Annotated in this window: 16 protein-coding genes; 7 read left to right on the top strand and 9 right to left on the bottom strand. The window is 69.3% G+C overall.

All coding sequences use genetic code 11. The features are described 5' to 3' along the window. Positions 1–225 precede the first annotated feature (225 nt). Complete coding sequence (locus FSB78_RS14145; protein WP_147083244.1) at positions 226–900, top strand: glutathione S-transferase family protein; 675 nt, start codon at positions 226–228, stop codon at positions 898–900. Beyond that, positions 887–1246: a tRNA-binding protein gene (locus FSB78_RS14140; protein WP_147083243.1), complete on the top strand. Its 360-nt coding sequence runs from the start codon at positions 887–889 to the stop codon at positions 1244–1246. The genes FSB78_RS14145 and FSB78_RS14140 overlap by 14 nt, the downstream gene beginning before the upstream one ends. A 127-nt stretch (positions 1247–1373) precedes the next feature. Here the strand turns inward: FSB78_RS14140 and pepN are convergent, their stop codons facing one another. Then, positions 1374–3962, bottom strand: coding sequence for an aminopeptidase N (pepN, locus tag FSB78_RS14135; protein ID WP_147083242.1), 2589 nt, complete (start codon positions 3960–3962; stop codon positions 1374–1376). A 202-nt stretch (positions 3963–4164) separates the two neighbouring features. Between pepN and FSB78_RS14130 the strand changes: the two genes are divergently transcribed. Beyond that, on the top strand, positions 4165–5001 hold the full coding sequence (locus FSB78_RS14130; RefSeq protein ID WP_147083241.1) for a Rossmann-fold NAD(P)-binding domain-containing protein: 837 nt from the start codon (positions 4165–4167) through the stop codon (positions 4999–5001). Here the strand turns inward: FSB78_RS14130 and FSB78_RS14125 are convergent. The 3 genes from FSB78_RS14125 to FSB78_RS14115 form a co-directional block, all read right to left on the bottom strand. Further along, entirely contained in the window at positions 4911–5840 is a 930-nt protein-coding gene (locus FSB78_RS14125; protein WP_242008301.1) for a DMT family transporter, read from the bottom strand. The genes FSB78_RS14130 and FSB78_RS14125 overlap by 91 nt on opposite strands. A gap of 10 nt (positions 5841–5850) precedes the next feature. After that, complete coding sequence (locus FSB78_RS14120; protein ID WP_147083239.1) at positions 5851–6852, bottom strand: threonine aldolase family protein; 1002 nt, start codon at positions 6850–6852, stop codon at positions 5851–5853. Positions 6853–7401: 549 nt separating this feature from the next. After that, the gene (locus FSB78_RS14115; protein WP_147083238.1) at positions 7402–9534 is read right to left on the bottom strand and encodes a transglycosylase domain-containing protein; all 2133 of its coding nucleotides are present in this window, start codon (positions 9532–9534) and stop codon (positions 7402–7404) included. A 144-nt stretch (positions 9535–9678) separates the two neighbouring features. Between FSB78_RS14115 and FSB78_RS14110 the strand changes: the two genes are divergently transcribed. After that, a complete protein-coding gene (locus FSB78_RS14110; protein ID WP_199743183.1) occupies positions 9679–10254 on the top strand; it encodes an NADPH-dependent FMN reductase in 576 nt (191 codons plus the stop codon). Between the two features lie 141 nt (positions 10255–10395). On the opposite strand, the gene FSB78_RS14105 is transcribed toward FSB78_RS14110, so the two are convergent. From FSB78_RS14105 to FSB78_RS14095, 3 genes are read right to left on the bottom strand one after another with little or no spacing between them, the layout of a single operon-like run. After that, positions 10396–11892, bottom strand: coding sequence for an efflux transporter outer membrane subunit (locus FSB78_RS14105; RefSeq protein ID WP_147083237.1), 1497 nt, complete (start codon positions 11890–11892; stop codon positions 10396–10398). A gap of 2 nt (positions 11893–11894) precedes the next feature. Beyond that, complete coding sequence (locus FSB78_RS14100; RefSeq protein ID WP_147083236.1) at positions 11895–15080, bottom strand: efflux RND transporter permease subunit; 3186 nt, start codon at positions 15078–15080, stop codon at positions 11895–11897. A 6-nt stretch (positions 15081–15086) separates the two neighbouring features. Next, complete coding sequence (locus FSB78_RS14095; RefSeq protein ID WP_242008300.1) at positions 15087–16226, bottom strand: efflux RND transporter periplasmic adaptor subunit; 1140 nt, start codon at positions 16224–16226, stop codon at positions 15087–15089. Positions 16227–16383: 157 nt separating this feature from the next. Between FSB78_RS14095 and FSB78_RS14090 the strand changes: the two genes are divergently transcribed. After that, positions 16384–16959 (top strand): TetR/AcrR family transcriptional regulator, encoded by a 576-nt coding sequence (locus tag FSB78_RS14090; protein ID WP_338419989.1) that lies wholly within the window; start codon positions 16384–16386, stop codon positions 16957–16959. A 144-nt stretch (positions 16960–17103) separates the two neighbouring features. Here the strand turns inward: FSB78_RS14090 and hemA are convergent, their stop codons facing one another. Further along, complete coding sequence (gene hemA, locus FSB78_RS14085; RefSeq protein WP_147084223.1) at positions 17104–18363, bottom strand: 5-aminolevulinate synthase; 1260 nt, start codon at positions 18361–18363, stop codon at positions 17104–17106. A gap of 148 nt (positions 18364–18511) precedes the next feature. Beyond that, on the bottom strand, positions 18512–19303 hold the full coding sequence (gene murI / locus FSB78_RS14080; RefSeq protein ID WP_147083233.1) for a glutamate racemase: 792 nt from the start codon (positions 19301–19303) through the stop codon (positions 18512–18514). Positions 19304–19542: 239 nt separating this feature from the next. Here murI and plsY point away from each other — a divergent pair, with 239 nt between their 5' ends. Further along, positions 19543–20148, top strand: coding sequence for a glycerol-3-phosphate 1-O-acyltransferase PlsY (gene plsY / locus FSB78_RS14075; RefSeq protein WP_147083232.1), 606 nt, complete (start codon positions 19543–19545; stop codon positions 20146–20148). Beyond that, entirely contained in the window at positions 20141–21226 is a 1086-nt protein-coding gene (gene dprA / locus FSB78_RS14070) for a DNA-processing protein DprA (RefSeq protein ID WP_147083231.1), read from the top strand. Before plsY ends, dprA begins: the two co-directional genes overlap by 8 nt. Positions 21227–21300 lie beyond the last annotated feature (74 nt).

Genomic DNA, 21300 nt, shown 5'->3' with positions numbered 1-21300 from the left:
GTCGTCGTGCGGCCGTGAGCGTTGAGAGGGTTCACGCGGAGGCGCGGAGACGCGGAGGTGGCGCGCTCGTCGCGAAGCGACCTTCACCCAATGCACGTTGCAAGGAGGAACGCCCGTTCCGGGCGAACCCTCCTCCGCGTCTCCGCGCCTCCGCGTGAACCAAATCACCCCATCCGCGAACGCACCGCATGGACACCCGCACCCCCCACCGCCTAAACGTGCGCCATGTGGCAGCTCTATCAATTCCCCCTGTGTCCCTTCTCGCGCAAAGTCCGCCTGCTGCTCGGCGAGAAGGGCGTCGGCTATGAACTCGTCCGCGAATCGCCCTGGGAGCACCGCGACGAATTCCTCGACATGAACCCCGCCGGCCAGACCCCGGTGATGGTCGACAAGGCGCGCGGCGTAGCACCACTGATCGATTCGATGGCGATCTGCGAATTCTTCGAGGAAACCGTCGAAAAGGCGGCGATGATCAACGGCACCGCGACCAACCGCGCCGAGACGCGCCGTCTGGTCACCTGGTTCGACACCAATTTCTACCGCGACGTCACCGGGCCGCTGCTCCACGAACGGATGGTCAAGCGCCTCGCGCACCGCACCGCGCCCGACGCCAAGGGCCTGCGCGAGGCGATGAAGGCCGCGGTCGGCCATCTCGATTACATCGATTACCTGCTCGACCATCGCAACTGGCTGGGTGGCGCGACGATGACGCTCGCCGATCTCGCCGCGGCCGCACAGATCTCGGTCACCGACTATCTCGGCGGGATCGACTGGAAGGGGCACGAGCAGACCGCCCGCTGGTATCGCGGCCTGAAGAGCCGCCCGAGCTTCCGCCCTTTGCTCAGCGAGCGGATGGAGATGATCAACCCGCCGGCGCATTACGACAATGTCGATTTCTGAGGGGATCGCTGCGCAGATCGTCTTCGACGACTTCGCGCGCGTCGACATCCGCGTCGGCACGATCGTCGAGGCCGAACCCTTTCCAGAGGCGCGCAAGCCCGCGTTCAAGCTGCGGATCGATTTCGGCCCCGAGATCGGCGTGAAGCGATCCTCCGCGCAGATCACCGAGCATTACACGCCCGACACGCTGGTCGGCCGCCAGGTCGCCGCAGTGGTCAATTTCCCCCCGCGCCAGATCGGCCCGGTCAAGTCCGAGGTCCTGACGCTGGGGTTTCCGGACGAGAACGGCAAGGTGGTATTGATCGGGCCGAGCGTGCCCGTCCCGAACGGCGGAAGGTTGTTCTGATTCTGCTCCCCTCCCTGAAAGGGAGGGGCTGGGGGTGGGTAGGCTCGGGGCTGGCGCTGCGTTTTGCAACGGGCCAACCCACCCCCGACCCCTCCCTTCCAGGGAGGGGAGGTTTGCCTCGACGTGGCTACCCCTCCAGGCTCTTCGACGCCTGCTCGAACACATCCTTCGACAGCCCCGGCGTCGCCACGATCCGCTCCAGCTCGGCGCGCATCAGCCCCGACCGCGCCGCGTCGAACCTCCGCCGGCGCCCCAGCGGCGGCAACAGCTTCGCGGCGGTCTGCGGGTTGAGCCGGTCGAGCGCGATCAGCTGGTCCGCGAGCAGTCGGTACCCGCTGCCGTCGGCCGCATGGAAGGCGCGCTGGTTCGCCGAGAACGCCCCCACCAGCGCCCGCGCCCGGTTCGGGTTCGCCAGCGTGAAGTCCGGGTGCCGCGTCAGCGCCGCCACCACCGCGCCGGTGTCGTCGCGCGACGCCAGCGCCTGCACCTGGAACCATTTGTCGAGCACCAGCGCGTTGTCGCTGTACCGATTGTAGAAGATGTCGAGCGCCGCGATCCGCAGGTCCGACGTCCCGCTGACGAGCGTCGTCAGCGCCCCCTGGCGGTCGGTCATGTTGTCCGCCGCCTCGAACTGCGCGAAGGCGAGCTCGGCCGCGTCCGCCGCGCCGCTCGCCGCGATATAGCCGAGCGCCACGCTGCGCAGCCGCCGGAACCCCTTCGCCTCGGGCGTGTAGGCATAGGGCGCGACGCCCTGCGCCAGCGCGCGCCGCCACTGCGCATCGAGCCGCCGGCCGAGATCGCGGCGGAGTGCCTCGCGCGCGCGGAAGATCGCGTCGGGGTCGACCACCGCCATCTGGTCGCCGATGAAGCTCTCGGACGGCAACAGCACCGCCTCCGCGACGAACGCCGGATCGAGCCCGGCATCGTCGAGCGTGTTCGCGACCGCCGCGATCACGCCTTCGTGATCCGCGCGGCCGTGCACCGCGCTCGCCACCAGCGTGTCGAGCATCAGCTGCTGCATCGCCTCGTACCGCGCGAACGGATCGTCGTCATGCGCGCTCAGGAAGGCGAGGTCCGCCGCCGACCGGTCGCTCTCGACGATCACCGGCGCGGAGAAGCCGCGATTGATCGACAGCACCGGCCGCTCGGCCAGCCCCTCGAAAATGATCGTGTCGCGCGCGCGGTCGAACAGCACCAGCCGCTCCTCGGTCAGCGCGGTGCCGCTCTCCGCCCCGAACAGCTTGACGCGCAACGGGAGCACCATCGGCGCCTTGTCGCTCTGGCCCGGCGTCGGCGGCACGTGCTGCTCGAGCGTCAGCGTGGCGCGGCTGCCGACGGAATCGAGCGTCGCCGACACCCGCGGCGTCCCCGCCTGCGCATACCAGAGCCGGAACTGCGTCAGGTCGACGTCGCCCGCCTCCTCCATGCACGCGACATAATCCTCGCAGGTCGCCGCCGTCCCGTCGAACCGGTCGAAATACAGGTCGGTCGCCGCGCGGAATGTCTCCGGCCCCAGGATCGACGCCATCATCCGGATCAGCTCGGCGCCCTTGTTGTAGATCGTCGCGGTGTAGAAGTTCGAGATCTCCTGGTAGGATTCGGGTCGCACCGGGTGCGCGAGCGGCCCCGCATCCTCGGGGAACTGCGCCGCGCGCAGGCCCCGGACATCCTCGATCCGCTTGACCGCACGGCTGCCCTGGTCGGCGGAAAATCCCTGGTCGCGATAGACCGTGAAGCCTTCCTTGAGGCTCAGCTGGAACCAGTCGCGGCAGGTGATGCGGTTGCCCGACCAGTTGTGGAAATATTCGTGCGCGACCACCGCGGCAATCGCGTCGTAATCGTAATCGGTCGCGGTATCCGGGTCGGCCAGGATGTAGCGCGAGTTGAAGATGTTAAGCCCCTTGTTCTCCATCGCGCCGAAGTTGAAATCGTCCACCGCGACGATGTTGAACACGTCGAGGTCGTATTCGCGCCCATAGACGCGCTCGTCCCATTCCATCGCGAGTTTCAGCGCGTGGAGCGCATGATCGGTCTTGGCCAAATCGCTCTCGCGCACCCAGATGCCGAGCTCGACGACGCGCCCCGACATCGTCGTGAAGCTGCCGCGGTTGACCGCCAGGTTGCCCGCGACCAGCGCGAACAGATAGGAGGGCTTGGGGAACGGATCGTGCCACGTCGCCCAGTGCCGCCCGTCCGCCAGCTCGCCGCTCTCGACCGGGTCGCCGTTCGCCAGCAGCACCGGGTACAGCGCCTTGTCCGCGGTCATCCGCACCGAATAGACGCTCAGCACGTCGGGCCGGTCGGGGAAGAAGGTGATCCGCCGAAACCCCTCCGCCTCGCACTGCGTGCACAGGTTTCCGCCCGACGCGTACAGCCCCATCAGCTGCGTGTTGCGCTCGGGCGCGATCTCGACTTCGGTCTCGATCACATGCGCGGCGCCGGTCAGCGGCACGACCAGTTCCTCGCCCTCGATCCGCCAGTCGTTGACCGCGACCCCGTCGACGCTCACCGACAGCGGCCGCTGCCCCGCGCCGTCCAAGCGCAGCGGCCGGTCGTGCGCGCCGTTCCGCGTCACCGACAGCCGCGCCCGCACCCGCGTCGCGGCGGCGGCCAGCGCGAAATCGAGCGCGACCTCGGGGACCAGCCAGTCGGGCGCCGCATAGGCCTCGCGACGGATGACGATCGGCTGGGCGAGGCTGGTCTGGATATCGAGCATAGCGTCCGAATATAGGCGCGATTGCCGTTGTCGCCAGCAAAGCTTGCGGAGGCAGGCCGGTCTGCTAGTCCGCCCCCACTCCGCCATCCTGACGAACGTCAGGATCCAGAGCCACGAGCACCCCGCGGGGTAACCCTGGATCCTGGGTCGAGCCCAGGATGACGGAAAGACAAGGAACCGCCATGTCCCGACCCCGCGCCCGATGAGCCGGCTCCTCATCCTCGGCCTCGGCTACACCAGCGGGCGCCTCGCCGCGCGGCTGGCGGGCGAGGGCTGGCACGTCGTCGGCACCACGCGCGACGGTCGCGACGGCACGCTGCGCTTCGACGACGGCCCCGCCGTGCTCGCTGAGATCGCCGCGGCGACGCACATCCTGTCCTCGGTCCCTCCCGAGGGCGAGTCCGACCCCGTGCTGGCCCGCTACGGCCCGGCACTCCTGCGCAGCCGGGCATGGCGCGGCTATCTGTCCTCGACCGGCGTGTACGGCGACGCCGGCGGCGCGTGGATCGACGAGACCGCGCCGACCGGCGGCCGCCGCCCGCCGCGCACCCGCGCCGATGCCGACTGGCTGGCACTCGGCGCGCACGTCTTCCGCCTGCCCGGGATCTACGGCCCCGGCCGCTCCGCGCTCGACCGCGTCGCCGAGGGCAAGGCGCACCGCATCGACCTGCCCGACCAGGTGTTCAGCCGCGTCCATGTCGACGATATCGTCGCGGGCGTCATCGCCGCGTTCGATGTGCCTGCGGGCGCATACAATCTCGCCGACGACCGCCCCGCCTCGCAGAACGACGTCGCCGCGTTCGCCGCCTCGTTGCTGAAGCTGCCGCCGCCGCCGTTCGTCGCGCTCGAGACGCTGTCGCCGATGGGGCGCAGCTTCTATGCCGAGAACCGCCGCGTCGCGAACGGCAAGGCCAGGCGCGTGCTGCGCTGGACCCCCGCCTTCGCCGACTACCGCGCCGGCCTGCGCGCCCTCAGCGCGATGACCAGCCCGATCCCCGCCAGCACCGCGCCCGCCGCCGCCAGCGTCGACCAGCGATAGCCCTCGAACACCGTCGACAACAGCATCGCGATCACCGGGGTCAGCACGCCCGAATAGGCCGCCTTGGCGGGCCCGATCACGCGGATCACGCTGAAATACAGCGTGAACGCGATCGCCGACGCGAACACGCCGAGATACAGCACGCCGACGAGATAGCCGAGGCGCATCTCGATCACCGGCGGCCCCGCCGTGCCCCAGGCATAGGCCGCGTCCATCGCCGCGCCGATCAGCATCGCCACCGCCAGCATCGTCGCCATCGGGTAGCGCCGCGCGCTCTCGGTCCCCTGCATGACGTTGGCGGTCGACGCCGACAGCACCGCGCACAGCGTGAAGCCGATCCCGATCAGGGCTGAGGTCGATCCATGCGGATCCACCCGCGCCTCGTTAACGAACAGCAGCGCGACGCCGGCCATCGCCACGGTCGACCCGACGATGAACTGCCGCCCGACCTTCTGCGCCAGGAAGATCCGCCCGAAGATCGCGTTGGGCACCACCAGCAGCGCGAACACCACCGCGACGAGTCCCGAGGTCACATGCGCTTCGGCACGGTAGACGAAGTTGAAATTGCACACGAACTGCGCGGCGGCCAGGATCGCGGCGAAGCGCCAGCCGCGCGCATCCATCCGCAACCGCTCGCCCTTGGCCAGCGCGAAGGCGAGCATCGTCAGCCCCGCCACCAGGAAGCGATAGCTGACCGACCAGCTGGCCGGCACCACGCCGATCTGGTCGCGGATCACCAGCCAGGTCGACCCCCAGATCAGCGTCACGATCCCGAGCGGGATCAGGATCGCCGGGCGCGTCGAATTGGGCGCCCCATAGGCGGCCGGGCCCGGGGTCACGACCGGTCCGTCAAAGCGCGGCGATCGCATCCGCGAGCGCGTCGACCGCCTCGGCCGGGCTGTCCCACGCGGTCACCAGCCGGATTTCACCCTCGGCCCAGTCGTAGAAGTCGAACCCGCGCGCGCGCAACGTCGCGGCCTCTTCGGGCGTCGCGCGCAGGAAGACCTCGTTCGCCTCGACCGCATGGATCACGCGGTCGCCACCCGCCGCCGCGAGCTTGGCCGCCGCGGCATTGGCGGCACGGCCGTTCGCGATCCATAGATCATCGTCGAGCATCGCCAGGATCTGCGCCGCCAAATACCGCCCCTTCGACAGCAACAGCCCCGCGCGCTTGCGCCGATACTGCGTCACCGCGGCGAGTTCGGGCTTGAAGAACACCAGCGCCTCCGCGCTCATCGCGCCGTTCTTGACGAACCCGAAGCTCAGCGCGTCGACGCCCGCGCGCCAGGTGATGTCGGCGGGCGAGCAGCCCAGATGCGCGACCGCATTGGCGAACCGCGCACCGTCCATGTGTAGCCCGAGCCCGCGTGTCCGGGCGAGCGCCCCGATCGCCGCGACCTCGGCGACGGTGTAGACCCGGCCATATTCGGTCGCGTTGGTGATCGAGATCGCATGCGGCTGGACGCGGTGGACGTCGTTGGCGATCGCGTCGATGACGCCGCGGATGGTGTCCGGCGTCATCTTCGCGCCGTTGCCCTCCGCCAGGAACAGTTTCGCGCCATGCGTGTAGAATTCGGGCGCGCCGCCCTCGTCGTTCTGGATATGCGCGTCGCGGTGGCAGACGATCCCGCCATGCGGCGGACACAGCGCGGCGAGCGCCAGGCAGTTCGCCGCGGTGCCGGTCGGCACCCACAGCACCGCCACCTCGGTCTCGAACAGCGCCGACAATCGCGCGTCGAGCTGCTTCGACCATGCGTCGCCGGCATAGGCGGTATCGAGCACATCGGCGGCGGCGATCGCGGCCATCACCTGCGGGTGGACGCGTGCGGCATTGTCGGAGAAAAATCGCATGCCGGTTCAATGCTGCGCCGCGGTGCGGCGGTCAACCGACACGCGCCGACCAGCCACAACGAACGCCCCTTCCTGGAAGGGGGGGCAGGGGGTGGGTTCGCCCAGGGCAGGCGCAACGATCCCTCGCGGGCCAACCCACCCCCAACCCCTCCCTTCCAGGGAGGGGCGAGAGATTGCCGCGCCGCCACGCGCCCTCCATTCGTCACCCCAGCGCAGGCTGGGGTCTCCCGTTGGGAAGCGTTGCGCCCGCCCCGGGGAGATCCCAGCCTACGCTGGGATGACGAATTGGCGGGGGGCACTACCCCACCCGTCACCCCAGCAAGGCTGGGGTCTCCCCGTTGGGATACGCAGCACGCGCTCCGGGAAGATTCCAGTCTTCATTGAGGAACGGATCGGTGCCAGGATCCTCCCCCGCCAGGGGGAGGTGGCACGCGTAGCGTGACGGAGGGGGCGGATACGAGGCGGTCTTTTTTGGAGCGCGGCGCTTACCTCCCCCTCCGTCGCCTTCGGCGCCACCTCCCCCTTGCGGGTGAGGATTTGTCGCTGCCCCTAATTCTCCTCGCCCGGCCCTTCGTCCTCGGGCAGCCGCCGATCCTCGCGCTCCAGCGCCCGTCGGTCCTCGCGCTCGATCGGCGGGCGTTCCTCGCGGTCCCGCGACGGGCCGACTGTGATCGTCCCGTCCGGGCCCATCTTCAGGTTCAGCCCCATTCCGTCGATCTCGCCCTCGGGCAGCGCGAAATTGCCGTCCTCGCCCTCGGGGAGCGCATCGGGATCGACCGCCTCGACCACCGGCTCTGGCGCCACCACCGGTGCGATCCCCAGCGCCGACTGCATGAAGTCGCGCCAGATCCGCGCCGGGATGCCGCCACCCGACAGCCCCGGGTTCGAACTGTTGTCGTCGTTGCCGACCCAGACGCCCACCACCAGGTCCTTGGCGAACCCGACGAACAGCGCGTCCTTGTTGTTCGAGGTCGTGCCCGTCTTGCCGTACGCGTCGACCGTGATCCCCGCGCCGCGCCCGGTGCCGTGGATCGATGCGGACAACAGGTCGAGCATCTCGTCGTGCACGCTGTTCGGCATCTTGGTCGCGCCGCCGGTCAGCGACTGGTACCAGCCCTTCTCGCGCACATCGGCGAGACCGCGCGGCTGGACCGGATATTGCGCGCGGGAAATCGCCGCATAGGCCGCGGTCAGCTCGAGCAGCGACACCGTCGACGTCCCGAGCCCGATCGTCGCCTCGTTGGCGATCGGCGTCGATATCCCCAGGTCGCGCGCCGCCTTGATCACCGCCTTGACGCCGACCTGCTGCGTCAGCCGTGCCGCGGCGACGTTGGACGACCGCGCGAACGCTTGGCGCAGCGTGATCGTCCCCTGATAGCGGCCGTCGCTGTTCTTGGGCTTCCAGTCGCCGATCGTGACCGGCGTGTCCTCGATCGTCGAATCGGGCGTCATTCCCGCGCGCATTGCCGCGAGGTAGACGAACAGCTTGAACGTCGATCCCGGCTGGCGCCGTGCCTGCGTCGCGCGGTTGAACGGGCTCTTCGCATAGTTCTTGCCGCCGACCATCGCGACGACGCGGCCATCGGGCCGCATCGCCACCAGAGCGACCTGCGCCTGGCGCAGGCCGGCGCGCGCCACGACGCGCTCCGCCGCGCGCTGCAGGCGACGGTCGAGCGTGGTCTGCACGGTCGTCTCGGTCTTGACCTCGCCCGCCTGGTCGCGCGCCTCGGGCAGCACCCAGTCGGCGAAATAGGTGCCGTTCGGCAGTTGCGCGGGCGCGCTCGACAGCACGCGCTGCGGCTTGACCATGTCGCCCTCGCGCGGGGTCAGGAACCCGGCCGAGACCATCGCGCCGACCACCACCGCCTCGCGGCGCCGCGCACCGTCCAGGTTGCTCGTCGGGGCGAGCCGCGACGGCGCCTTGACCAGGCCCGCCAGCATCGCCGCCTGGCCGATGCTCAGGTCCTTGGGCTTGCGCCCGAAATAATGCTTCGACGCCGCGGTCAGGCCGTAGCAATTGTCGCCGAAATAGACGTTCGACAGATAGCGCGAGAGGATCTCGTCCTTCGACAGCCACGCCTCCAGCCACAGCGCGATCATCGCCTCGCGGATCTTCCGCGCGGCGGTGCGGTCCGAATCGAGGAACGCGTTCTTCGCGAGCTGCTGCGTGATCGTGCTGCCGCCCTGGCGCACGCCGCCCGATCCCATGTTCGCCCAGGCCGCGCGTGCGATCCCGCGCGGGTCGATGCCCCAATGCGAATAGAAGCGGCGGTCCTCGATCGCCAGGAACGCCTGCACGACATGCGGCGGCAGCGTGGCCGCATCGACCGGCGCGCCGATGATCGCGCCGCGCCGGGCGATCGGCGTGCCGTCGTCCGCGGTCAGCGTGATCGAGGGCGGGGTGGGCGGCAGCAGCGACTTCGACAGCGGCGCGGTGATCGCCAGCCACGCGATCGCGATTATCAGCAGCACGATTCCGACGCCCAGGCCGCGCACGATCCAGCGGCCGACGGACGTCTTCCGACGCGGTTTCGGCTCGGGCGCGAGGTCGTCGAGGTCCTGCGACACCAGCCGCTCGACACGGTCCGCGTCATACGCCGCGCGCAACCGGTCGCGTTCGCTCGATGACGCGGAAGGCGGGGCTGGATCGGAGGAGGGGCGGGGAGTCCAGCGGTCGGCCATCAGCTGTGTTACTTCACTAGAACAGTCGGTACAAGCCAGCGATAGCGCATCTTGCCGCAACCTTCACAATCTTTCGCGTCGCTGCCGGTTGTCATCGGCGCGCGAAACGGGAAAGAGCGTGCGGGCAGCAACCGGGGTATTCGCGTGGCACTTCCTCTCGTCGTCGGCATCGGCGGTACCATCGGCGGCGTCTCCTCGACCGAACGCGCACTGCGCATCACGCTCGATGCGGTCGAGGCCGAGGGCTATCGCACCCGGATGTTCGGCGGCGCCGACATGGCGCGGCTTCCGCTCTACGATCCCAAGGCGACGACGCGCACGCCCGACGAACGCGCCTTCGTCGATGCGATCCGCGAGGCCTCGGCGGTTATCATCGCGAGTCCCGGCTATCACGGCAGCATCTCGGGCGTGGTCAAAAACGCGCTCGACCTGCTCGAGGAGACCGCCCGCGACGAGGGGCGCGCCTATCTGGCGGACATGCCGGTCGGGCTGATCGCCACCGCCTATGGCTGGCAGGCGACCGGCAGCACGATCGCCGCGCTGCGCTCGATCGTCCACGCGCTGCGCGGCTGGCCGACGCCGTTCGCCGCCGCGATCAACACGCAGGTGACCAAGTTCGACGACGAAGGCGGCGCCAACGACCCCGCCGTGCTCGAACAGCTCCGCCTCGTCGGCCGCCAGGTCGCGCGATTCGCACCGCTCAGCGAACCCGCCAACTGACCCACTATCCTCCCCCGCCAGGGGGAGGTGGCAGGCGCAGCCTGACGGAGGGGGAGGAAGAGGCAACCGCGGTTCCGTGTCCTCCCCCTCCGTAACCTCCGGCGACACCTCCCCCTGGCGGGGGAGGATTTCGTCGGCGCCCTACTTCAACCCGCCGCCTAGCGCGCGGTACAGCTCCACCGCATTGGTATCGTGCGTCAGCCGCGTCGCGAGCAGGCTCTGCTGCGCGGTGTACAGCGACCGCTGCGAATCGAGCGTGTTGAGGAACGGGTCGATCCCGGCGCGGAAGCGCAGCTGCGACAGGTTGAACGCGCCTGCCGCATTGTCGCGCAGCGACGTCTGCGCGCTCAGCTGCGCGCCGATCGTGCCGCGCCGCGCCAGCGCATCGGCGACCTCGCGGAACCCCGTCTGCACGGTGCGCTCATAGGTCGCGACCAGTTCGTCGCGTTGTGCCTGCGCCAACCGCAGATTGCCCTTGTTGCGGCCGAAGTCGAACAGCGTCTGGCTGACCGACGGCGCCACCGACCAGGTCTGGCTGCCGCTGCCGAACAGGTTCGACAGCCCGAGGCTCAGCGTCCCGAACGCCGCGGTCAGCGAGATGTTCGGGAAGAACGCCGCGCGCGCCGCACCGATATTGGCGTTGGCACCCCTCAGCTGATGCTCGGCCGCCGCGATGTCCGGGCGCCGCAGCAGCACCTCGGACGGCAGGTTCGCCGGCAGCGTGTCGAGCGTCGCTGGCCGGTCGAGCGCCGCCGGCAGCACCGCGTCCTCCAGCGTCGTGCCCGCGAGCAGGTTGAGCGCGTTGCGATCCTGCGCGATCAGAGTCGTCGCGTCGGCGATGTCGGAGCGCGCCTGGTCATAGGTGGTGCGCGCCTGCCGCACCTCCAGCTCGGACGAGATGCCGACCCGGAAGCGCTGCTGGGTCAGCTCGACGGTCTGGCCGAACGCCGCGGCGGTATCGCGCGCGATCTTCAGCCGGTCCTGGTCCGCCGCCATCGTCAGCCACGCGGTCGCGACCTCGGCGATCAGCGCGACCTGCGCCGCGTTGCGGTTCTCCTGCGCGGCGAAATAGGATTCCTGCTGCGCCTGGGTCAGGTTGCGGACCCGACCGAACAGGTCGATCTCCCACGCCGAGATGCCGAGGTTTGCGGAGTAGATGTCGGTGCGGCCGCTGGCGACCGCGCCGCCCCCGACGCCGGTTCCGCCACCCGTCCCGGTGCCGCCCCCGCCGACGCCCCCGCCAACACCGCCCCCGGTGCCGGTCCCGCCGGTCACCTGGCCGAAGGGCGACTTCTGGTAGCTCGCGCTACCCGTGGCGCCGAGCGTCGGGAACAGGTCGGCACGCTGCACGCGGTACTGCGCGCGGGCCTGCGCGACGCGCGCGACCGAGATGCGCAGGTCGCGGTTGTTGGCGAGCGTGGTGCGGATCACACCGCGCAGCCGGTCGTCGGTGAAGAACGTCTCCCACGCGGTGTCGGCGGGGATGATCGCCCCCACCGCGTCGGTGGCGGCATAGGCCGGCCCCGACGGAGTCGCCGGCGGTACCGGCAGCTCGGGACGCACATATTTCGGCGCCAGGTTGCAACCGGCGAGCGTCAGCCCGGCCGCGAAGGTGAGGGCGATTTTCCGGGGGAACATTCTCAAGCCTCCTGCGGCCGCTGCGGGCCGGGCGCGTCGGTCTCGACGGCACGATTATGGTCGGTCGGGGCGTGCGCCTTGTCCTGCTTGAACAGGCGCTTCACCAGCAGGAAGAACATCGGCACGAAGAAGATCGCGAGGATCGTCGCCGTGAACATCCCGCCGACCACCGCGCGGCCGATGGCATTCTGTCCGCCGGCACCGGCCCCCGTCGAGATCGCCAGCGGGAACACGCCGAAGATGAACGCGAGGCTGGTCATCAGGATCGGCCGCAGTCTGAGCTTGGCCGCCGCGAGTGCCGCGTCGAACGCATTCATGCCCTCGGCCATCCGTTCCTCCGCGAACTCCACGATCAGGATCGCGTTCTTCGCCGACACGCCGATCGTCGTGATCAGCCCGACCTGCAGGTAGATGTCGTTGCCGAGCCCGGTCAGCATTGCGGCGAGCAGCGCGCCGACCACGCCCAGCGGCACCACCAGCAGCACCGACACCGGGATCGACCAGCTCTCGTACAGCGCGGCGAGGCACAGGAACACGATCAGCAGCGACAGCCCGTACAGCGCCGGCGCCTGACCACCCGACAGACGTTCCTCATAGCTGAGGCCGGTCCATTCGAGCTCGGTGCCCGGCGGCAGCTTCTTGTGGATCGCCTCCATCGCCGCCATCGCGTCGCCCGACGACACGCCCGCTGCGGGCGTCCCCAGGATTTCCATCGACGGCTGGCCGTTATAGCGCGTCAACTGCGTCGGCGCCTGCGCCCAGCTGAGCGTGGTGAAGGCGTTGTAGGGCGCCATCGTGCCGGTCGCACCGCGGACGAAGAAGTTGCCGATGTCCTCGGGCGCCTGGCGATAGGGCTCGTCCGCCTGGATATAGACGCGCTTGACGCGTCCGCGGTCGATGAAGTCGTTGATGTACGACCCACCCCAGGCGGTGCTGATCGTCTGGTTCACGCTGGCGAGGTCGAGACCGAGCGCCCGCGCCTTGTCCTGATCGACCGTCACCTTCAGCTGCGGCGCGTCGTCGAGCGAGTTGGGACGCACGCCCGCGAGCGACTTGTCCTGCGCCGCCATCCCCAGCATCATGTTGCGCGCCTCGAGCAGCTTGGCATGCCCGATCCCCGTGGTGTCGACGAGCTGGAGGTCGAAGCCGGTCGCATTGCCGAGCTCCGCCACCGCCGGCGGCACCACCGCGAAGATCATCGCATCCTTGAACTGCGACAGCGCACCCATCGCGCGGCCGGCGACCGCCTGGGCCTTGTTCTCGGCGCCCTTGCGGTCTTCCCAGTCCTTGAGCGGCATGAACGCGATGCCGCTGTTCTGGCCGGTGCCGGTGAAGCTGAAGCCGTTGATCGTGTAGACGCCCTTCACGTTCTTGCCCTCGGCGCCGAGGAAGTGGTCGCGAACCGCGTCGAGACCCTTTTGCGTGCGCGCGCTGGTCGAGCCCGCAGGCCCCTGGACCAGCGCGATCATGATGCCCTGGTCCTCGTCGGGCAGGAAGCCCGTCGGCAGCCGCACGAACAGCACGGCCATCCCGATCACGATCAGCGCATAGACCAGCACCGACCGCTTCCAGCCGTTGACGGTATGGCGCACGCCGTTCTCGTAGCGCGCCTGGCCACGGTCGAACTTGTCGTTGAACCAGCGGAAGAAGCGCGCGAACAGGCCGTTGCCCTCGGTCTTGTCCGGATTGTGCGGCTTGAGGATGGTCGCGCACAGCGCCGGCGTCAGGATCAACGCGACCAGCACCGAGAGCACCATCGCCGAGACGATCGTGATCGAGAACTGGCGATAGATCACGCCGGTCGAGCCGCCGAAGAACGCCATCGGCAGGAACACCGCGGACAGCACCAGGCCGATGCCAACCAGCGCGCCGCTGATCTCGGACATCGACTTGCGCGCGGCGTCCTTGGGACTGAGATGCTCGGTCTGGATCAGGCGTTCGACGTTCTCGACGACGACGATCGCGTCATCGACGAGCAACCCGATCGCCAGCACCATGCCGAACAGCGTCAGCGTGTTGATCGAATAGCCCGCGAGCGCGAGCACGCCGAACGTGCCGAGCAGCACGACCGGCACCGCGATCGTCGGGATCAGCGTGGCACGGAAGTTCTGCAGGAACAGGAACATCACCAGGAAGACGAGCACGACGGCCTCGACCAGCGTCTCGATCACCTGCGTGATCGACAGGCGCACGAACGGCGAGGTGTCGTACGGGAAGATGACCTTCACGTCGGGCGGGAACGTCTTGGCGATCTCGGTGACGCGCGCCTTGACCGCGGTCACGGTGTCGAGCGCGTTGGCACCCGGCGCCAGCTTGATGCCCAGGCCCGAACCCGGCTTGCCGTTCCACTGCGTCGAGAAGCCGTAGTTCTCGGCACCGATCTCGACCCGCGCGACGTCCTTCAGGCGGACGATCGAACCGTCCGCGTTGCTCTTGAGGCTGATATTGGCGAACTGGTCCGGGGTGGTCAGGCGCGACGAGACCGAGACGGTCGCGTTGAGCATCTGCTCCTTGGGAGCCGGCTGCGCGCCGATCTGCCCGGCGGAAACCTGTGCGTTCTGCGCGGTCACCGCCGCGGTGATGTCCGCCATCGTCAGCGCGTAGTTGTTGAGCTTCAGCGGATCGACCCAGATGCGCATCGCGTATTGCGACCCGATCACCAGCGTGTCGCCGACCCCGTTGACGCGGCTCAGCGGATCCTGGAGCTTCGACACGATATAGTCGGACAGGTCGTCGCCGTTATGCGCGCCGTTCTCCGAATACAGGCCGACGAACAGCAGGAAGTTGGCGGTCGCCTTGGCGACCTGGATGCCCTGCTGCTGGACTTCCTGCGGCAGCAGGGGCGTCGCCGCCTGCAGCTTGTTCTGGACCTGGACCTGCGCGATGTCGGGGTCGGTGCCCTGCTCGAAGGTCAGCGTGATCGTGACCGTGCCGGCCGAACTCGACGCCGCCGAGAAGTAGCGAAGGTGGTCGAGCCCCTTCATCTGCTGCTCGATCAGCTGCGTGGTGGTCGCCTCCAGCGTGGCGGCGTCCGCACCCGGATAGGTCGCGGTGATCGAGATGGAGGGCGGCGCGATCGCCGGGAACTGCGCGATCGGCAGCGTCCGGATCGCCAGGACGCCCGCGAGCATCAGGATGATCGCGATCACCCAGGCAAAGATCGGCCGTTCGATGAAATAGCGTGACATAAGCGGTTACTTACCCTGTGCCGGGGCGCTGGCGGCTGCCGGCTTCGCATTGGGGTTCCACGGGGTCGCCTTCACCACCGCGCCGGGACGCAGCATCATGCCGCCCTCGACGATGATCCTGTCGCCGGGCTTGACGCCGCTGGTGACGATCCAGTTGTCGCCCTGCGTTCGGTCGGTCTTCAGCACGCGCGGTGCGACCTTGTTGTCGGCACCGACGACCATCACGGTCGGGTTGCCGCGCTCGTCGCGGCTGACCGCGCGCTGCGGAACCAGGATCGCCTTGGACTGCGTACCCTCGACCAGCTTCGCGCGGACGTACATGCCCGGCAGCAACATGCCCGTGGGGTTGGGGAAGCTCGCGCGCAGCGTCACCGCGCCGGTGGTCTGGTCGACCGTGACTTCGGCGAACTGCAGGCGACCCTCGATCGGATAGGTCTGGCCGTTGGGCAGGATCAGCTGGACGCGTGCGCCCTGGCCGCCGCCGGTGACCTCGCCCGACTGCATCGCCGCCTTTAGGTCGAGCAGCTGGGCGGCCGACTGGGTGACGTCGACATAGACGGTGTCGGTGCGCTGGATCGTCGCCAGCGGGTCGGCCTGGCCGGTCTGGACCAGCGCGCCCGCGGTGAACAGCGATCGGCCGATGCGGCCCGAGATCGGCGCCTTGATCCGCGTGAAGTTCAGGTTGACGCGAGCAGCCTCGACCGCACTACGCTGCGCTGCAACATTGGCGCGCGCCTGTGCGGCGGAGCCGGTCGCGTTGTCCGCTTCCTGCTTCGACACCGCGTTCACGCGGACGAGTTCGCTATAGCGCTGGGCCTGCAGGCGGGTCGCGTTGATCTGGGCCTGCGCGGCGCCAAGCTGGCCCTGCGCGGTGCCGAGCGCGGCGCGATAGGGGGCGTCCTCGATCTCGTACAGCGTCTGTCCGGCGCGCACCATCGATCCCTCGGCGAACAGCCGGCGACGGATGACGCCGCTGATCTGCGGACGCACTTCGGACGTCTCCACCGCGGTAATCCGCCCCGGAAGCTCGCTCGACAGAGTCACCGACTGCTCGGTCACCTGGACCACCCCGACCTGCGGAGTCGGCGGCGGCGCCGGTGCCGGCTTGCTGCACGCGGCCACCAGGACGAACGCGCCCAGAGCCATGGATCCTGTGATGTCCGATCGACGCATAGTTTGCTTTCCAACGCCCCGCGGCCAAAGCGGCCGCGCGGAATGAACGTTCATTCCGCTTGCGCCGCCGCTACGAACGTGCAACCGGTCCGTCAACAAGAAACGTGTCTGGAGATGTATTTTGGCTGCAGTGCAGCATGACCTGTGCAGCCGCGATCGGATCGTCGCCACGGCTCGTCATCTCTTTTCGACTCAGGGGTTTCACAAGACCGCGATGTCCGAACTGGCGCAGTCGGCGGACGTCAGCGTCGGCCAGATCTATCGCCTGTTCACGGGCAAGGACGCGATCATCCAGGCGATCGTCCTCGAGGACGCCGCCGCCAAGGAACTGGAACTCAGCAAGATCTGCGAAGACGCGACCGCGGGGCGGATCACGATCGAGGTCGCGTTCGTCGAACTCGCGCGTCGCGCTTTGTCGAAGGGCGACGAGGCGCTGTCGTTCGAGATCATGGCAGAGGCGCATCGCAACCCCGGAGTCGCCGATTCCATCGGCGGGCTGTGCCAGGGGTTTCGCGACGTGATCAGCGAACTCGCCTGCGTCGCCAATCCCGACCTCACCGCGACTCAGCTGGAAGGCGCCGAGGAACTCGTCCTCGCCTTCATGTTCGGCCTCGGCCACCGCACGCTATCGCGCCCCCAACTCTCGGAGGACGAGACGGCGCGGCTGACCGGCCGGATGATGGTGGCGGCGGTACGGGCGCTCTGAGGGAAGGAACAATCCTCCCCCGCCAGGGGGAGGTGGCAGGCGCAGCCTGACGGAGGGGGCGGGAAGGGTAACGTCGGTTCCGTGTCGGCCCCCTCCGTCGCCTTCGGCGCCACCTCCCCCTGGCGGGGGAGGATCGGGTAGCGTCTACGCCGCTTTCCGCAACTCCAACCGGCCCCAGATCTCGACCAGCGCGTCGGTCAGCTCGCGCATCATCGCCTCGGTATGCGCCGGCCCCGGGGTGAAGCGCAGCCGCTCGGTCCCGCGCGGCACGGTCGGGTAGTTGATCGGCTGCACGTACACGCCGTATTCGGCGAGCAGCACGTCGGAAATCTTCTTCGCCTTGACGGGATCGCCGACCATCAGCGGCACGATATGCGTGTCGCCGATCATCACCGGCAGCCCGGCGTCCTTCAGCATCGCCTTGAGCATCGCGGCCGAGGCCTGCTGCCCGTCGCGCTCGACGCTCGACGCCTTGAGGTGGCGGACGCTCGCCAGCACGCCCGCGACCAGCACCGGCGACAGGCTCGTGGTGAAGATGAACCCCGGCGCGTAGCTGCGGATCACGTCGACGATCGTGCGGTCCGCGGCGATGTAGCCGCCCATCACGCCGAACGCCTTGCCGAGCGTCCCTTCGAGGATCGTGATCCGGTGCGCCACCTCGTCGCGCTCCGAAATCCCGCCGCCGCGCGCGCCGTACATCCCGACCGCATGGACTTCGTCGCAATAGGTCAGCGCGTTGTAGCGGTCGGCGAGGTCGCAGATGTCCGATATCGGCGCGATGTCGCCTTCCATCGAATAGACGCTCTCGAACGCGATCAGCTTCGGCGCGGTCGGGTCTTCGGCGGCCAGCAGTTCCTCGAGATGCGCGAGGTCGTTGTGGCGAAAGACGCGCTTCTCGCACCCCGAATTGCGGATCCCCGCGATCATCGACGCGTGGTTCAGCTCGTCCGAAAAGATGATGCACCCCGGCAGCACTTTCGCGAGCGTTGCCAGCGTCGCCTCGTTCGAGACGTAGCCGCTGGTGAACAGCAACGCGGCTTCCTTGCCGTGCAGGTCGGCGAGCTCGCCCTCCAGGTCGACATGGTAATGCGTGTTGCCGCCGATGTTGCGCGTGCCGCCCGAACCGGCGCCGACGTCGTGCAGCGCCTCTTCCATCGCCGCGATCACCTTGGGGTGCTGGCCCATCGCGAGATAGTCGTTCGAGCACCACACCGTGATCGGCTTGGGCCCGTTATGCCCGGCGAAGCAGCGCGCATTGGGGAACGCGCCCTTGTTGCGCAGGATGTCGATGAAGACGCGGTAGCGTCCCTCGGCGTGCAGCCGGTCGATCGCCTGCGTGAAGACGCGCGAATAATCGACTCGGGGTTGCAGGGTCTGGGGGCTGTCGGTGCCGTGCACCGGCATGGGGCCGTCCGTGTTCATGGGGTAGCCCACTACGCTTCGCTTCCACTTCATTCCAGCGCAATCCCGCGATGACGGTGATCGCTTCCCTCGTCCTGGCGCTACATTGCCACAGCGGGCGCAGCATTCAACCGGACAGATTGTCCCGGGGTCACAGCTGCTCGAGCTGCGCGAACCCGCGCGCGGCAAGCGCCGGCGCCAGCGCGCGCTCGTCCTCGCCCAGCCGCGTGAACACCGCGGTCCCCGGTGCCGGCGACTCGGGCCACACCGCGCCCGCGGTCAGGTGCGCGATTCGCCGCGCGATGCCGGGTCCGCCATCGACGAACCGCACGCCGGGCGCGGCGGCGGCAAGCTCGGCCTCGACCAGCGGGAAATGCGTGCAGGCGTTGACGATCACGTCGATCCGCTCGCCCCCCGGCTGCCCGAACAACCCCTCCAGCACCGCGGCGTAGCGCTCGGGCGCGACGTCGCGTCCGTGCAGCGCCGCCTCCGCCAGCTCGACCAGCTCGGCCGATCCGTGACGCAGCACGCTGCAGTCGCCCGCGAACCGCGCGGCGAGATCGTCGACATAGGCCTGCCGCACCGTCGCCTGCGTCCCCAGCACGCCGATCGTCCGCGTCCGCGACAGCAGCGCGGCGGGTCTGATCGCGGGCACCGTGCCGACCACCGGCAGGTCGAGCGCCGCGCGCACCACCGGCAGCGCGATCGTCGAGGCAGTGTTGCACGCGATCACGATCAGGCTCGGGCGATAGCGCTCGGCGAGCCGCCCCAGCAGCACCGGCACCCGCGCCGCGATCTCCGTCTCGGACTTGGTGCCATAGGGAAACCCCGCCGAGTCGGCCGCATAGACGAACGGCGCGGTCGGCAGCAGCGCGCGCGCCGGCGCGACGATCGACAGACCGCCCACGCCCGAATCGAAGAACAGGATCGGACCGGTCGTCATCGCACGGGCCTTAGCGCAGCCGGAAGGCAAATTGCACGGTCTCCCTCGTCCCTCCGGTCCGTCATCCTGACGAACGTCAGGATCCAGAGCCCAGCAGCGCTACGTCCGTAACCCTGGATCCTGACGTTCGTCAGGATGACGGAGATGAGGACGGGAGAGGGGAATGACGGGAGGGCACCCCGACACAGGTGTTGGCGCGCCCACCGCGACCGCGTATATCCGGTTCGAACGGGGGTATCTTGAAGACTGAAATTCTCTGGGTCGCGCCGACGCTGTCGCTCGTCCTCGGCTATCTGCTGGGGTCGATCCCGTTCGGCGTCATCCTGACGCGGCTCGCGGGTGCGGGCGACCTGCGCACGATCGGGTCGGGCAATATCGGCGCGACCAACGTGCTGCGCACCGGCCGCAAGGGCCTCGCCGCTGCGACGTTGCTGCTCGATCTCGCCAAGGGCGCGGTCGCGGTGCTGCTGGTCGACCGGCTGTTCCCGGGCAACGCGCCCCTCGCCGCCGCGGGGGCGTTCCTCGGCCATTGCTATCCGGTCTGGCTCGGCTTTCGCGGCGGCAAGGGCGTCGCGATCCTGATGGGAATCGTCCTCGCGCTCCACTGGCCGCTCGGTCTCGTCTTCGCGGTCGTGTGGCTCGGCCTGCTCGCCGGCCTGCGGATCTCGTCGGTCGCCGGCATGGCCGCCGCGGTCAGCGCCCCCGTCGGCGCCGCGTTGCTGGGCCGGTTCGACCTCGTCCTCCTGCTGCTCGCGCTCGCGCTGATCGTGCTGTGGAAGCACCGCGAGAACGTCGCCCGGCTGTTGTCGGGCACCGAGCCGCGCATCGGCCGATCGCGTGGCTGACCCCCTCTCGCGGCTGCGTCTGGTGCGCACCGCGGGAATCGGTCCGGTCACCTATCGCCAGTTGATCGCGCGCTTCGGCGACGCCGACGCCGCGCTCGCCGCGCTGCCGATGCTCGCCGCCCGCGGCGGGGGGCGCGCGCCGCCGGTCGCCGATCGCGCGATGATCGACCGAGAGATTGCCGCGACGGCCAGGATCGGCGGCCGCTATCTCTTCCTCGACGATGCCGGCTACCCGCCGTTGCTCGCCGCCACCGACACCGCACCGCCCGCGCTCATCCTGCGCGGCGACTCCGCGCATCTCCGCCGCCCCTGCGTCGCGATCGTCGGCGCGCGCAACGCCTCGGCCGCCGCCTGCCGCTTCGCGCGCCAGCTCGGGCTGGAGATGGCGGAGGCCGGGACCAGCGTCGTCTCGGGCCTGGCGCGCGGCATCGACACCGCCGCGCATGTCGGCGCGCTCGGTTCGCGGGGCGGCAGCAGCACGATCGGCGTGATCGCCAGCGGCATCGACATCGCCTTCCCCCCTGAAAACGCCGCGCTGCAGGAGGATATCGCACAGCGCGGCCTGCTGATCGCCGAACAGCCGCCCGGCACCGAGCCGCGCGCGCGCAACTTCCCGTCGCGCAACCGGATCATCGCCGGGCTCGCGATCGGCACCGTGGTGGTCGAGGCGGTGCCGCGCTCGGGCTCGCTGATCACCGCCAGGCTCGCCGCCGAGGCCGGGCGCGAGGTGATGGCGGTGCCCGGCAGCCCGCTCGATCCACGCGCCCAGGGTTGCAATTTGCTGATCCGGGACGGCGCGATCCTGGTCCAGTCCGCCGCCGACGTGCTCGAACAGATCCGCCCGTTCGACCCGCGCTCGGTCCGCGCGCCTATCGACCGCTTCGTCGGCCCGCCGCCGGAGGACGCGACCGACGGCGACCGCCGCCGGCTCGTCGCGCTGCTCGGCCCGGTCCCGGTCGGGATCGACGAACTCGTCCGCCAGTCCGACCTGCCGCCCGCGATCGTGCAGACCGTTCTGCTCGAACTGGAACTCGCCGGCCGGCTCGCTCGTCACGCCGGCGGCAGGGTGAGTCTCTAAGCCGTCATCCTGCCCCGCCAAGGGCAAGGATCACTCGGTCCTTTGCCCCAGCCGATTGCTTGACTAACGCGCTG

Origin of the sequence: Sphingomonas ginsenosidivorax, from assembly GCF_007995065.1 — a bacterium.
GTDB lineage: Bacteria > Pseudomonadota > Alphaproteobacteria > Sphingomonadales > Sphingomonadaceae > Sphingomonas > Sphingomonas ginsenosidivorax.
Note: the sequence above shows the minus strand (reverse complement) of the source record. Positions and strands in the feature narration are given on the sequence as shown.